We start from the raw sequence: 14187 nt of genomic DNA, 5'->3' as shown, positions 1-14187 counted from the left end.
TCAGTCGTTATAGCCGTGAGCCTGCCTGTATGCCTTTGTCGCTGTGTAGTACCTGTACAGAGAGGTTACAGCCCTCCGTATGACTGAATCGCTTGAATTGCTCAAAACTGTATTTACGTAGGACAACGCCGAAACTTTTATGTTAAATTCATTGCTGTCTCCGTATTTCACTGTTACTGTATAAGGACTGCCCAAAAGGTGCGCTGAAACTCCCGATATATTCACACAGTAACGGCCATCCTGAATAACGCTGTACTCTGAACCGTCAAGATATGTCGCGCTTACACTTGAAGCAGGAGACACATAAACATAAATCTCCGTATCGCTCTTAAGGTCAAGCTGGTATGTTGTTGTTATTCCGGCAGTGTTTGAGCTGATTTCAGCAGCGTAATTCGCCGACACATCACTTTGTGCGCCGGAAATATAGCCGTCAAAAGTCGTTTCATCAGTAGCGCAGTCCATTTCGGCGTGTTCCTTTCCTACGGTCCAGCCATTTTCTTGCGCTAAGGAAGGCTGTACATAATGCCCGTAATCTTTTATGGCTTTCAGAAGCTCACGTGTTGTTGCATCTGTCTCGTGTTCTATGCCATAATCAAGATAATCTTTCGCCCGGCATTTCAGCGTTGTTGTTTTTGTCTCATTGCCGTCTTTGTAATTCAGAGTCGCCGTAATTACGTCTGCCATCTGCACGGAAGTTATTTCGCATTTGAAACCGTAATAACTGCCCGAATCATTCTTGAAATCTTCATCAAACACACGGGGATTATTATTCGATTTGTCGCCGCTTACATCAAAAATTACAATCGTATCGAAATTGCGGAATTTTTCAGGAATATCAGCGTAGAAAATCACTTCGATTCTTCCCTCAAGTTTCAGCTGATAAGTTTTGAAGCTCGGCGCATTCGTTTCAGCTTCTGAACCTCCGCCCGTCCATGTCGCCGTGTAAGTCCTCGCACCTGTCGAGCCTTGTGCGATCTCTACGGTCATTGTAGCTCCACTAAGCCCCGTTCCTGTCCAGCCCGCAAACGTTGAGCCGTTCTTTGTCGGATTGTTCAGCGTGAATGTTGTAGTCTCGACCGTGTACTTCGTCGGGTTAGCAGCCGTGAATGTCGCTTCGTCTGTACCGTTGTATGTGATTGTGTACTCGGTTGCAGTCCATTTAGCCGTCAGCGTCATGTCTCCAGTTACAGCCGTGCTGAAATCATAGGCCGTTCCGTTCAACTGCCACTCCACAAAGCCGTAATTATCTCGTGTCGGTTCTGCTGGCTTCGTTGCCTTTACGATTCCGCCATACTTGAATTTCAGCGTCTGCGAATCAATCGCGCTTCCTCCGTTGGAATCAAACGTTACTGTGTAATTCGTGGTACTGTCGCCGTTTGCGTCATACGTCTCATTGTTGACCGTTGCACGTTTCACCGTAACCGTACCAGCAACGCTAATCGTCCCTGCCGTCAAATTTCCGCCGTAAACAGATAAATTCTTGTTACCTGTCAGGGTTATATTCGCGGCTGTGAGTGTTCCCGTTCCGCTGTCCTGCCCATAAACCACGAGGGAGTTCGCCCCGCTGACATTTCCCGTAACGCTCAGTGTCGCTCCATCGCAAAGTATCAGATTCACATCGCCCGTTAATGTCAGCGCACTTAATGTTACGTTCTCCTTCACTACATACGTTCCGGCGGTCAGGCTCGTCATGCTCGACGTTAGTACCGTGTAATCGCTGGTCGTTGCATTCTGTCCGTCTGCGTCAATATAGCTGATATTCTCGACAAACTCCGCGCTTATCGTTACATTTCCTTCCGGCATTGTCAGAGAATATTTCCCGCCCGATTCCGTCAGCGTTCCAGCACTCGCCTTGTAGCCCCTGAACGTGTAGCCGTCTTTCGTATTGCCTCCGCTGATTGTCAGGCTCAAAGTCTTACCGCTTCCCGCGTAAATCGTCCCGTCATGTGTCAGGACGTTCTCGCTGTCTCCAGCAAGCTCAATCGTGATGTCATAATCAGCCGTAACCGTATAGATCTGTTCACCTTGTGCAGTCCCAAGCGTCCGCGTATAGTAACTGTTCGTGATTGTACTCGTTCCGTATGTACTATTGCGCGCGAATGTCGCTGTACCTTCTTTGCTGGGTTCAGTCTCGCCGTCCTCAAGCTCTGCCGGAGCATAGAGACTCCCGTTTATCGTCAATGTTCCGGAATTATGAACAACGAATCCGCCTCCGTATGCGTTCGCACTGTCCGTTGCAAGAAGTTTTCCGACAAATTTACAGTTCTCGATTGTCGTCTCTCCTTTATTAACCCTTTCGATAAGTCCGCCGATATACTTATTCCCACCATCTTTCCTACTGCTATTGATTGTTCCCGCAACAGTTAAATCTTTAATCGTTGCGCCCTTCACGTATTTGAATGGGGCAATGATGAGAGCTGTAGCGTTTTCATAATCGAACGTCAGGGTCTTTCCGTTGCCGTCAAAAATCCCCGAAAACTCTTTACCGTTTGTTCCGAGCATTTCCGTTACTGTGATGTCATCTGTGAGTTTGAAAATTTTTCCGCTGTAATTGCTGTAGTTTTTCGTTTGCAATTCATTTACCAGAAAATCCCAGCCGTAAGAGTCGCTGATTAAATAAGGCCTCTCTTCTGTGCCGTCCGCGTTGTAACTGTCAGTCCAGCCTAAAGCAACCGGACTTTGCTCCCAATTCGCAATGTATGTCCTGTCGCCCGTTGAGCCTTTAAGTATCATAAGATTTATGCTCTTAACACCGCCCGCGAACGCGCTCCAGCCCACGAAGTAGTAGCCGCTCCTCGTCGGATTCTTGAGCGTGAATGTCTCCGTCTCAACAGTGTACGTTGTAGGATTTGCTGTCGAAACCGTTCCGCCGTCAAGATTATACGTAATCGTGTACGTTATCGGGGTTGCCGTTCCCGTAACCGTAACATCTTTCGCGGGCATCGTGAATGTGTTTCCCGTGATTGCCGCGCCGTCTACCGTGATGCCGGTCAGTGTATAGCCTTCAGCGGGACTCAGCGTTACAGTCTCACCCGTAAACGCTTTCGCGGTGCTTGCTGTTATTCCAGTCGTCCCTATGTTGACCTTGTACGAAGATTGCGGCGTGAGAGTCTTGCCGTCTATTGCCGGACAAGTATCGAATACTAATACTTCCGTTGGCGATGTTGACACCTCTTCCTTAATGATTTCAAGTGTTCCGTTAATCTCTGTACCGTCAACGATAAAAGTTTTGCCGTCAGCAACCGTTACCGTTCCTCCGTAGTTTGTGGCATAAATTGAGTCGCCCGCGTTCCTGTAACTGAGTGTTATCTGGCCGCGAATGCCATACCCGTTGTGATAGTCATATCTGCTGGCCGTAATATTGCCGCCGTAAATGTTGACTGTGTAGTATATGGAATTATCACCGCCGCCGATACCCGCTGCGTAGCGTTGAGATAGGTCAGAATAAGCACTAACATGCTCGTGTTTGCCGCCCGTTGCCGTAATAGTCCCGCCGTAGATGGTGATTGTACCGGGCTGATTTGCTGATTCTACTGGGTTTCTATCAAAACCGCCGCCGATACCTGCTCCATTTTGGCCGCCTGTCGCCGTTATGCTGCCGCCATAGATGTTAATCATTGGTCTGACAGCTCCGACACCGCCGCCAATGCCCGCTGAGTTTGTTCCGCCTTGTGCCGTGATAGTTCCGCCGTATATCGTGATTGAGGAGGGCCATGCACCAGCACAGCCAATGCCCGCACCGCCTCCGCCGCCTGTTGCCTGAATGTTACCGCCGTGAATGGTAATTGTGATTGCGTTGTTTGGCTCTCCATTCAAGCCGCCAATACCTGCCTGGCCGCTATCGCCTGTGGCTATGAGTGTACCATCGCCATTAGGCTGACCGTAAATTGTGAGACTGCTTCCCTTCCGCACATGAATACCTTTTTTGACAGTGAGAGTGTGTCCCTTCGAAAGAATGAGATGAGCATCACCGCTGACAGTAATGCTTGTAATTTCTACTGTCTTACTGTAAGGGTAATACCACTTAGAGTCTTCCAAGACTACCTCACTTTTTGATATGAGCTGATTAACTTTATTAGCAGTCCTAGTTTGCGAGATAACATTTCCGTTGCTGTCGGCTGAACGGTAGACGTACTGCAAACTGGTGGTAGCGAATGCCGGAATGCACGTGCAGACAATCAGCGCAAACGCAAGAATAAACGCAGAAAAATTACTCCGCATGAATTTCCGCATTATGAAACCTCCTCTCGATTTATACGTTTCATGAGGGATTCTCCCTTCTTAGTGTTCAGGCTCTATATATCTTGCCGATACCCAGAAAGGGCCTTCCTCGTCTTCGCTGTCAGGACTGGTATAAACCTCATACCACAATTCACCGCCTGCTGTGCGCTGTCCAACAACTTGGACTTCATCGCCCTTGTTGATACGCTTAATTATCTTTGACTTTTTGCCGGGATTTTCCCTGCACCTCACGCTGTCCCCCATGCAAATGCCGTAAGCCGGGAAGTTCGAGAACCTTTCAGCGTATGCCGAGCCGCAAAACATTACTGCAACAATCAAAGCCGCAAAAATTTTCCTCATGATAAAACCTCCTAATTCAGACTGCGATAGCTGATTTTCCCGACGTATATATAAATTCGGGTTGCCTCTGTCCGCTGTGGTTATTTCACCCTGATTGAGTCCTCGATGTCAAACATCACATCATTATCGTGAGGAGTAATCAGAACAAGCAGGTACATTCCCTTTTTTGGTTCGGAGACTCTGCCGAAGCTCTCTATTCCGTCCTCAACGTATGTGAAAGTGTAGTAGTCTTCAATGTCCTCACAGTCGCTTGAGCCGTGCTGCCTCGCAATTTCTTTCGCTCTTGCATCAAGTGATTTTTTACCCATTGAAGCAAGTTCGATCTCCATTATCATATTGCCCTTCGTAAGGGTAACCCTTGAGTCATCCTGCACTGCTCTCCAGCCTTTAGGAACATCGACCGAGAACTTCCCGAAATCCTGCCTTGCACCAAACGCCGCCGATGAAAGCAACACCACCAATAATACCGATAACGCAATTAAACGTTTCATGAAGAAAACGCCTCCTTGTATGGATTTGTGATTATTATTTCAGCTCATCATTCAGAATCAAAGACAGGCAAGTCAACATTCACGCAGATAAAATAACGTTTACGCAGAGTCGTTAGTTAAAACTTCTTCAAGATGTCGTGTGAAAACGCTCCGAGTATGTGATTTTCAGCATCAGGATTTCTCCAGCGCGTCAATCAAATCATTAACGCTGTCAAATACAGGCTGCTTCCCTGATTTTATGTCGTCTGTAAGCTGCCGGGCTTCATCTTGCAACTGCTTAACGTATTTATCAGGGTAAACGGTAACAGGTATCATGCTAATTATTCCGTTGTCCGCAAAAATTTCGAGCTGGTCTCCCTCTTTCAGCCCAAGACTTGATATTACAGGAGCAGGAATTGTTACCTGTGATTGCGAACGTAATACTGTTAGCATCAATAATGCGCCTTCTTTCCTTATGTTATGTTTAATTATAGTGCAGGCGTAATCACTGCCCGTTGCAATACAGGACTATATCAACGGAAAACTTATTCTTCTCCGCCGTGATATTCATTGAACCGTCATAACGCTTCACCGTATTCAGCACTGAGGTAAGTCCTATTCCGTGTCCCTCTCGGTCTGAACGCGGGAGGCCGTTACGCCTGAATCTGATTCGCCCGCTGTAAGGGTTATCGACTGAGAGTCCTATTATCGTATCTGAAAGAAGTGATGAGATCACCGTTATTTTCCGGCGTTCCTCCGATAAGTTTTTCACAGCCCTTAACGCATTCTCAAGGAGATTACCCAGTATCACGCAATAATCTGACTCCTTCATTGGTAGGTCGTGAGGCAGAGTCATTCTCCAGTCGATTTTTGTTGACTGAGACTCCGCAAACGCCGTGTAATGTGAAGCTACTGCGTCAACGGCTATATTGTCGCAGTACCCCGTGTAATTCGTCTCTGTCCCTTCGCTGAACTGTTGCAAATAATTCTGAAGCTCGCTGAATTTTCCAGCTCCTGAAAGCTGAGTCATCACTAATATATGCTGGCGGAAATCATGACGGAGTGTCCGTGTTTCGTCCATATAATTCCGCAATTCCTCGTAGCGTTTTCCCTCCATTGTGAGAAGCATATTCTCCTGCTGAAGCCTCGCGCTTTCCGAGAATCTAGAGGCAGTCCACCAGAGCAAATAGTAAATCAGCAGAATCATCAGCGGTATTAACGGCAGAAGCACCAGCATAAACACGCGAGAACGCGCAATCAAAAGCACTTTGGGACATATCGGTGTCAGCCACCATATTAATACCGTTGCACCTAAAGGCAACAGAAAAAGATAATCCCACATTCCGTTCACAAGCTCCTCATTCAGTAGCTCGGAGATTTTTTTTGTAGGCAGGCTGAATGTTACTGCACCTATGAACAACGAAATACATAATGACACTAGCCCAGACTCAATCGTAAGAAGACGTGTTGAGGCCCACAGCTCATTCTCAGCCTCGAACGATGCCATAATCGAAATCGAATACAACAGGCAGAACGCTCCAAGCATTATGGAACTGAAGAAACAGAAAAGTTTACGGCCAAGACTCACTTTCACCGAGAAGGAAAATACTAAGAACAGAAACATCACACTCACTACAAGAACGGGAATAACGGGGAACATTTCTATGCTGCTCACCCATGCCGCACTAACCACAAAAACAGGCAGAAGCACTCCCAAAACACTATAGGTTACCCATTTGCGCCAGCACAGTGAGTCTATTACCGGCAAAAATACAAATACTGCGTCAGGTATTATTATCGCAAGTTCAATAACGTACCTCAAAAATATATTCATATTCATAATTATTCAATGCTCCCTTTCAGTTTTTGTATAAGGTACTGAGAGAATGCCGCCTTGATTTTTGACTGACCTGTTACGCGAATAGGATAACGTGTTCCGTTCTTCATGATAAAGACTCCTTCCTCCTGTGCTGAAATTTCCGACATGTTCACGATTATTCCACGATTGCACAGAAGGAAGCGCGAATTGTCCGAAAAAAGTTTTTCCGCCTGTCTGAATGTCATTGTGCTTGATATGGTTTTGCCATCCGTTAAAATTATCTCGACAGTATGATTATTTGAGACTGCCGAGCTGATTAAACGCAATGGGATTGTACATTCGGAGCGGGCTGATTTTATCCTTACTGCCGGATCGCTTGCCGTAAAGAATCGCAGTGCCTCATCAAGTACTTTGCTGACATCCTTTTTGCTGTAGGGCTTCAGGACGTAATCAAACGGGTGAACGGGAAAAGCGTCAAAGGCATATTCGCGTGAAGTTGTCGTGAACACTATCAACAATTCGGGGTCGTAATCCCTGAGAATTTTTGCTGTCTCGACACCGTTAATTTCCTTCATGATTATGTCCATGAACACTATCTGAAACATTTTAGGCTCAAAAGCCTTCAGCATTTCTTCTCCGCTCGCGAATGTCATTATCACGGTGAGTTTATGCTCACTTGCCGCAAACCAGCTCTCTACAAAACTCTTGAGCCTGAAAACGTCTGACAATGTATCATCTACTACTGCTATATTCAGTTCCAACTCACTATTTCCCGTAATGCCTCGTGTATTTCCCGCCTGCGTCAACACTGAAAGCCCTTCTGAACGCGCCGTTGACTTTCACGCTTAACGTGTCTTTGTCTGAGAACGTCAAAACTGCCTTCAATCCGCCATCCTCAAGCGCGATTGTATTGTCGTCAGGGTCAAAATGCCCCATCATCACAACTTTGTCGCCCTGTCCGGCAAATGACACCTCAAACCAGAATTGCGCACGGCTCACTAGAGACAAATGAAGGTATGAGCCTTTGCCGTTGTCATAATATGCCTCGTCAATTTCACCGACATCATCAATTACGCACGTTTGAATCACATGAAGCCTTGCCCGGATTCCTTTTGCCCTCTCAAGCGTGGCTTTGGTGTACGCTTCGACTCGTGAATATCCATCCTCCATGAATGTTTTTGCGCGGACATCTCGCTGTTTGGCTATCCAGTTGCGCTGGGACTCCCTGAATCCGGCGAACTCAGACTCGCTCATTATTCTTTTTGCCTCATTGTACGCACTCGTTAATTCCCTGTCAGCCGCTGAAAACTCAGGGTCTTTCATCATTCTGCGGTATTCCGAATCACTGAGTGCGAACGCAGGAGCAGAAATCACTAACAACACCGCAATAACCATAAATAAACGCCTCATGATAAAACCTCCTAATGATTCACGAAAAAACTGTCCAGCGATTGCATTATCGCCTCTTTGTTACTGGACTTCAGGAAATAACTTGCTGGCTTTAAGCTCATTACGCTCCTCACACTCTCCGGGTCGCTTTTACCAGTCAGAAATATCACGGGGACATTCGCTGTTTTCGGCTTACTGCGGACTGCTTCAAGAACTTTCGGGCCGTCCATCAGCGGCATTTCGTAATCCAGAAGTATTAGGTCAACCGTATGTTCCGCCAGATAACTGAGTGCCTGCGGGCCGGAACGTGCTGCGGCAACACGATACTTTGTTCCAAGCCACTTTTGCATCATCTTGAGGAATGTAATGTCGTCGTCCACAAGCAAAATTTGCTTTTTCTCCTTGCTCGCGTCATCAGAGTTAAGCATCATCTTCAACTCATTCGACAGAGTAATGATGTCTATGGGACGGACAAATTCGCGCGCTATCATGTTTTTGGGGATACTCTGTTCTATTACATTTATTTCTTTGTCATAACCCATGACACAAAGCGGCTTTTTGACGGCAGAATACACATCTTTCAAGAACACAAGGAAATCTTTGGCCTCGTATACAAAATCCCCCGCAATTAGCACGAAAATATCCGTGCTGTCCTTCTCGTGCATTAGTTTCTCTGTATTCGGCTCGATACTGACGCATTCAACCTCTGAACTTTTCAGAAGCGGAAGCAGTCTGCCGATTATCAGTACTGCGTTTTGGTTGATTAGCAAAACCTTCTTTGCCATTATGAATACCTCCTTAAAATTATGCTAGAATTGCGTTCACCCAATCCCAATCAAAATCGTTTACAGCATTACGGAGCTGTTCGACTCTCTGCTTCTCGTTCTCAGGAAGGCGAAAAACGTTCAGATAGTCCAACACATACACCGCACCATCGGTATCAAGACTCAACGCGCACTCACGTATGGAATTATATGCCTCGCGTAATTCATTTTCTGAAATAAGCGGAAGCTCCTTGTCGTCCTGAGCATTTTTTGCAGGTGCGTACAACGGGGATAATGCTGCCCCCAAAGCCCTGTAACGCTCCAGCAGTCCAGCTAGTTCAGCGTCCAACACGGTCTCATCACCTGCCTTGCCAGCAAGTTCGAGTTTCTCCGCAAGGCTTCCCAAAGACTCCGCTCCTATAGCACGTGATGTACTCTTCAGCGCATGAACCTTTACCGTAGTGTTCGCAATGTCCCTAACGCTCCAGAAGCCTGCGATTTCGTCCGCCCCTGTTGCGGAATAACTGCCGTAGATTTTGAGAGTATCCAGATAAGCCTCTTCATCGCCACAATGTTTTAGCCCGGCTTTTACATCTACTTCATCTATTCCGTACAACCACTCCGGCAATTCGGTTTTCTGTTCAGGTTCAGCACCGCTATTTGATTCGCTGTCGGGAGCAAGTACTTTCTCAGGAGGAAGATAACGTATCATCATTTCCTCAAGTTTCACGGCATCTATCGGCTTGGTCAGGTAATCATCGAAGCCAACAGCAAGATACTCCTCACGTGCGCCGGATATTGCGTTCGCTGTCAGGCATATCGTGGCAGTCTTTATATTAGGCCCTTCCGTTCCTGCCCGCAGTCTTTGAAGTGTCTCTATTCCGTCCATATTCGGCATCATATGGTCGAGGAAAATTACATCGTATTTCTTGTCCCCTGCAAGTGAAAGAGCTTCTAACCCACTGTTAGCCGTGTCAATTTTTACGAGTGTCCTTTTGAGCAGACCCTTGAACACTGTCAAATTCATCGGCGTGTCATCAACAACAAGTACATGAGCGTCAGGTGCGGTGAATTTTTCCTTATACTTCTTCATAGACAACAGCGACGCTCTGTGTGCTGCCTCATAATCGCCGAGCGGTTCCCACTTTATGACTTTTTGTTGAAGCCGGAATGAGAACATTGACCCTTCACCGTATACGCTCTCAACCTTTAACGATGTACCCATCATCTCAAGCAGGCGTTTCGTGATATTCATTCCTAATCCAGTACCCTCAATGTTGCGGTTACGCTTTTCCTCAATCCGCTCAAATTCGGAGAACAGTTTGGCCATATCTTCAGGCTTTATGCCTATACCAGTATCTGCTACGGAGAAGTTCAAAAATACGCTATCAGGATTATTAGCAATCTTTTCATAGCCGATATGAAATGTTACACTGCCTTTCTCTGTGTACTTTACAGCATTTGTGAGAATATTCGTAACTACTTGCTTTATACGAACTTCATCTCCATAAAGCACTTTGGGGATGTCTTCGGCAAAGTCGAGTTTTAACAGCAGACCCTTTTTATCCGTCCTAGTCTGTATCATCGTAACAAGATCGTTGATTACTGATGAAAGGTCGTAATTGACAGGAATAATATCCATTTTGCCAGCCTCGATTTTTGAGAAGTCGAGAATATCATTGATGAGACCCAGCAACGTAGTCCCCGCCGCTCGGATATTCTCGGAGTATTCAATAACATTTGGCTCTTCACTCTCGCGCAGTATCATTTCATTCATACCAAGAACAGCATTTATAGGCGTTCGGATTTCGTGCGACATATTCGACAGAAATGAGGACTTCGCTTCGTTCGCTGCTGCCGCTCGTTCGGCTCTCTCGTTGAACTCTTGAGCAAGACGGGCTTTCTTGTCTGAGTGCCAAATGATAAGCGACAACACTGTAATGACTAGGCATGATACTATAATCGTAAGAATAAATATCTTTCTCAGTGTAACAAACGCTGACGTTGTATCAAATACAGACAGGCATAGCCAGTTGTTCGCCACTGGCATCGTGTACACTATGTAATCAGAATCACCAAACCTGAACGAGAAAAAATTTTCATTGGAAGAACGCAACTTCTCTATCAGCGTACTGCCGAATGTACCCTTTTCGCTGATATAACTTTGACCGATTTTAGACCTGTCGGAGTGCGCTATTACCTTATATTTTCTGTCAAGAACTATCTCCATCTCTGTCTGACTACGGGTGTTAAGCTCCTCTGTCAAGGCTTGCAGATGCTCCATTGAGAAGTCCAACGCCACAACGCTTTTTACATCGCATAACGTCTTCGCAAGCGTGATCATTGTTGTATTAGTATGCACATCAATATATGGGTCTATGACAGCAACTCTTCCGATGTTGGCTCTTGCACCAATGTACCACGGGCGTGATGAGGGGACAAAATCGTCTCCTGTGTCAAATCCAGTTCCGTCAAGAAAATCGTTGCCTATGGCGGCATATATACCTGTTGACTTTCCAGACGTAATATTGACTATAGCGGCGGATTGGTTCACAAGAAAGTCAAGTATTTCCTTCTGTGGTCTATCATCACGAATCATGTCATCAAGTGTATGCGAGGCCAGCATTAAGATGTCTATACCTGTAGAAAGGTATTCATTTATCTGTTCGGCTGATTTTGTTGCGGTGAGCTCTAGGTTCACGATTATTCTCTGCTTCATTTCGTGCTGAAGCATTGCGTAGTAGGCCATGACAACACTTAGAAAAAACAGGATTATTATCGTAGTTACATCAACTTTCTTCAAGGCGGAGCTGCCGTTCTTTTCTTCCTTTGTATCCATCTTTCATTCTCTCCTTATGGACGCTACTTCACGATTGTAATATCGCTTCCGAACCATTTTTGAGATATTTTGCCTAAAGTACCGTCAGCCTTCATGTCGCTGATGACATCCTGCACCTTATCTCTTAGTTTTCGGTCGTTCTTCCTGAAGCCTATTGCTAGTTCTTCCTCGCCAAGATTATCGGAAAGGACAAAGTACCGTTCGTTGCTTGAGAATATGAAATAAAACGCTACAAGAGAATCCACGAGAGCAGCATCAATTTTACCCTCCTTCAACTGCCTAAGAGCCAACATGTTATCAGCAAGTGGCACGACCGTAACATCATTGATAATATCAGTCGCATTCAGTGCGTCCTGCGTAGTTGAACCTGCCTGCACACCAATCGTCTTGCCTTTGAGGTCGCGCAACCACTTTATCTTGCTATCACTACGAATGACAAAGATAAGGTCTTCTTTCACATACGATTCAGACAAGTTAATAGACTTTGCCGCTTCGGAAACAACCGACATGCTGCCTATGCAGTCTATCGTTCCGTCCCGCAATTCGTTTTCCTTGTTGCCCCACTCAATAGGCCGTACCACAAGCTCAATACCTAGCCTATCGCTTACTTCACGCATAAGCTCGATGTCAAAGCCAACTATTTCACCGTTATCACTCACAAAGCTCATGGGGGGAAATGCGCTGTCAACACCAAGAACTATATGTCCGGCTTCAAGCACTCTTTGCAGTGAAACATCTCTTTCGTGGACTCTATCCCGCAAGCCGCCGCCAAAATAAACCATTCCCATAGAAAGCAACGTCGCGCATACTGACACAATCAGCAATTTTCGCATATCAGTTGACATCGTACTTTTCTTCGCCATAGCTCGCTTCTTTTTTGCGTCGTAATCGTTCACTATTCTTCTGAGCGTGAAGGATAGAAGCAGCAATGCAATCAGGTTTGGCAATGCCATTAAGCCGTTAAGAGTGTCAGATATGTCCCAGAGATTGTTCAAAAACTCGTTGCCAGCCAAGCCGAAGAACTGTGCTCCGGCCGCGCCAATCAGAATCATCGTAATCATCAGAAGTTTCATGACGGTCTTAACCCTAACGCCAAACATATACGTTATTGCCGTCTCAGCGTACCAATACCACCCCAGCGTTGTTGTAACAGTAAATAACAGAAAACCAATGGAAAAAATATACTTACCAATAGGCCCTAGTGCGAACTCAAACGCTCGGAGCGCAAGTTGTGCGCCAGTCAGTTCTGGTGTGTCGGTCAATGTGCCTGTAACAAGAACTATAAGGGCTGTCATGGTGCAGATAACTATAGTATCCAAGAATACCTCGAATATCCCGTAGAACCCCTGCTGAACTGGATGTGCTACATCTGCCGTAACATGCGCCATTGGAGCTGAACCCATGCCCGCCTCATTCGAGAATACTCCGCGCGCAATGCCCCTCTGTACTGCCTCCTTCACTCCCCAGCCTGCAAGACCTGCCGTTATGACTGAGGGATCAGGATTGCTGAAAGCCATTCGGAATGCTTCAGCGATAACAGTGGGGATATGTTCTGCATGACTTACGAGGATAATTAGGGAACTTACAATATAAAATACGGACATGAAAGGAACAATTAGTACAGTAACTCGTGAAAGACTGGAGAGACCGCCTATAATGACTAGCCCCACTAAAACAGCCATTAATATGCCGCTGTAAAGATGATCCACATTCCAGCCTAAGAACAGTGCTTCCGCTACTGAGTTTGCCTCTGTTGCCGCTCCAGAGCCTAAAACAGCTAGAATCGTGAAGAGTGAGAACAGAAACGCAAGTATTTTACCTATTGGCTTCCATATACCTCCGCGTTCACATAATCCATTCTCAAGAATGTACATTGTTCCTCCACGCCAATCACCATGTGCGTCCCTCTGCCTGTAATGAACTGCTAATGTTACTTCAGCAAACTTGGTACACATTCCCAAAAAAGCAGATATTAGCATCCATACCAGCGCACCAGGCCCAGCAAGGTGAAGTGCTGTCGCTACACCTGCTACGTTGCCAGTTCCAACAGTCGCGGCTATAGCTGTAGTCATTGCCGCAAAAGAAGAAACAGATTTATCATTCTCATTTTCTTTTCTGAAACTGAATACCTCTGCCATTGCTGAACGAAAATATCGCAACTGGGGCAACCTCAGCAGAAGTGTCAGATAAATACCCGTACCCACCAATAACGTCAGGCCGGGTATACCCCATACGAAGTTATTTATGACTCTGTTTATTCTAATAATCGTTTCCATACAACTTGAGCATCTCCCAAAATTTTTATCATTCTTTCAGAGAAAAATG

The 14187-nt window shown here is 46.0% G+C and carries 10 protein-coding genes; all 10 read right to left on the bottom strand.

Going from position 1 to position 14187, the window contains the following annotated elements; all coding sequences use genetic code 11:
• Window positions 1-4233 (bottom strand): InlB B-repeat-containing protein, encoded by a 4233-nt coding sequence (locus IKQ95_01920; GenBank protein ID MBR4195452.1) that lies wholly within the window; start codon window positions 4231-4233, stop codon window positions 1-3.
• Between the two features lie 48 nt (window positions 4234-4281).
• Window positions 4282-4581 carry an SH3 domain-containing protein gene (locus tag IKQ95_01915; GenBank protein MBR4195451.1) on the bottom strand — a complete coding sequence of 100 codons (300 nt, stop codon included), beginning with the start codon at window positions 4579-4581 and terminating at the stop codon, window positions 4282-4284.
• An 80-nt stretch (window positions 4582-4661) separates the two neighbouring features.
• On the bottom strand, window positions 4662-5072 hold the full coding sequence (locus IKQ95_01910) for a hypothetical protein (GenBank protein ID MBR4195450.1): 411 nt from the start codon (window positions 5070-5072) through the stop codon (window positions 4662-4664).
• 171 nt (window positions 5073-5243) lie between these two features.
• The gene (locus tag IKQ95_01905; protein MBR4195449.1) at window positions 5244-5504 is read right to left on the bottom strand and encodes an AbrB/MazE/SpoVT family DNA-binding domain-containing protein; all 261 of its coding nucleotides are present in this window, start codon (window positions 5502-5504) and stop codon (window positions 5244-5246) included.
• Window positions 5505-5556: 52 nt separating this feature from the next.
• Window positions 5557-6891 (bottom strand): sensor histidine kinase, encoded by a 1335-nt coding sequence (locus tag IKQ95_01900; protein ID MBR4195448.1) that lies wholly within the window; start codon window positions 6889-6891, stop codon window positions 5557-5559.
• Window positions 6892-6893: 2 nt separating this feature from the next.
• Window positions 6894-7631 (bottom strand): response regulator transcription factor, encoded by a 738-nt coding sequence (locus tag IKQ95_01895; GenBank protein ID MBR4195447.1) that lies wholly within the window; start codon window positions 7629-7631, stop codon window positions 6894-6896.
• Window positions 7632-7635: 4 nt separating this feature from the next.
• Window positions 7636-8280 (bottom strand): DUF1311 domain-containing protein, encoded by a 645-nt coding sequence (locus IKQ95_01890; GenBank protein ID MBR4195446.1) that lies wholly within the window; start codon window positions 8278-8280, stop codon window positions 7636-7638.
• 11 nt (window positions 8281-8291) lie between these two features.
• Window positions 8292-9044, bottom strand: coding sequence for a response regulator (locus tag IKQ95_01885; protein ID MBR4195445.1), 753 nt, complete (start codon window positions 9042-9044; stop codon window positions 8292-8294).
• 19 nt (window positions 9045-9063) lie between these two features.
• Entirely contained in the window at window positions 9064-11862 is a 2799-nt protein-coding gene (locus IKQ95_01880; protein MBR4195444.1) for a response regulator, read from the bottom strand.
• 23 nt (window positions 11863-11885) lie between these two features.
• Entirely contained in the window at window positions 11886-14138 is a 2253-nt protein-coding gene (locus IKQ95_01875; GenBank protein ID MBR4195443.1) for an amino acid carrier protein, read from the bottom strand.
• Between the last annotated feature and the right edge of the window lie 49 nt (window positions 14139-14187).

It is taken from the genome of Synergistaceae bacterium (genome assembly GCA_017540085.1).
Taxonomy (GTDB): domain Bacteria; phylum Synergistota; class Synergistia; order Synergistales; family Aminobacteriaceae; genus JAFUXM01.
The sequence above is the reverse complement of the archived record's forward strand: the minus strand, read 5'-3'. Positions and strand labels throughout refer to the sequence as shown.

Bases quoted from the DNA above. Each gene is read 5' to 3' on its own strand.
- IKQ95_01920 (MBR4195452.1), bottom strand. From the start codon at position 4,233: ATGCGGAAATTCATGCGGAGTAATTTTTCTGCGTTTATTCTTGCGTTT.
- IKQ95_01915 (MBR4195451.1), bottom strand. From the start codon at position 4,581: ATGAGGAAAATTTTTGCGGCTTTGATTGTTGCAGTAATGTTTTGCGGC.
- IKQ95_01910 (MBR4195450.1), bottom strand. From the start codon at position 5,072: ATGAAACGTTTAATTGCGTTATCGGTATTATTGGTGGTGTTGCTTTCA.
- IKQ95_01905 (MBR4195449.1), bottom strand. From the start codon at position 5,504: ATGCTAACAGTATTACGTTCGCAATCACAGGTAACAATTCCTGCTCCT.
- IKQ95_01900 (MBR4195448.1), bottom strand. From the start codon at position 6,891: ATGAATATGAATATATTTTTGAGGTACGTTATTGAACTTGCGATAATA.
- IKQ95_01890 (MBR4195446.1), bottom strand. From the start codon at position 8,280: ATGAGGCGTTTATTTATGGTTATTGCGGTGTTGTTAGTGATTTCTGCT.
- IKQ95_01885 (MBR4195445.1), bottom strand. From the start codon at position 9,044: ATGGCAAAGAAGGTTTTGCTAATCAACCAAAACGCAGTACTGATAATC.
- IKQ95_01880 (MBR4195444.1), bottom strand. From the start codon at position 11,862: ATGGATACAAAGGAAGAAAAGAACGGCAGCTCCGCCTTGAAGAAAGTT.
- IKQ95_01875 (MBR4195443.1), bottom strand. From the start codon at position 14,138: ATGGAAACGATTATTAGAATAAACAGAGTCATAAATAACTTCGTATGG.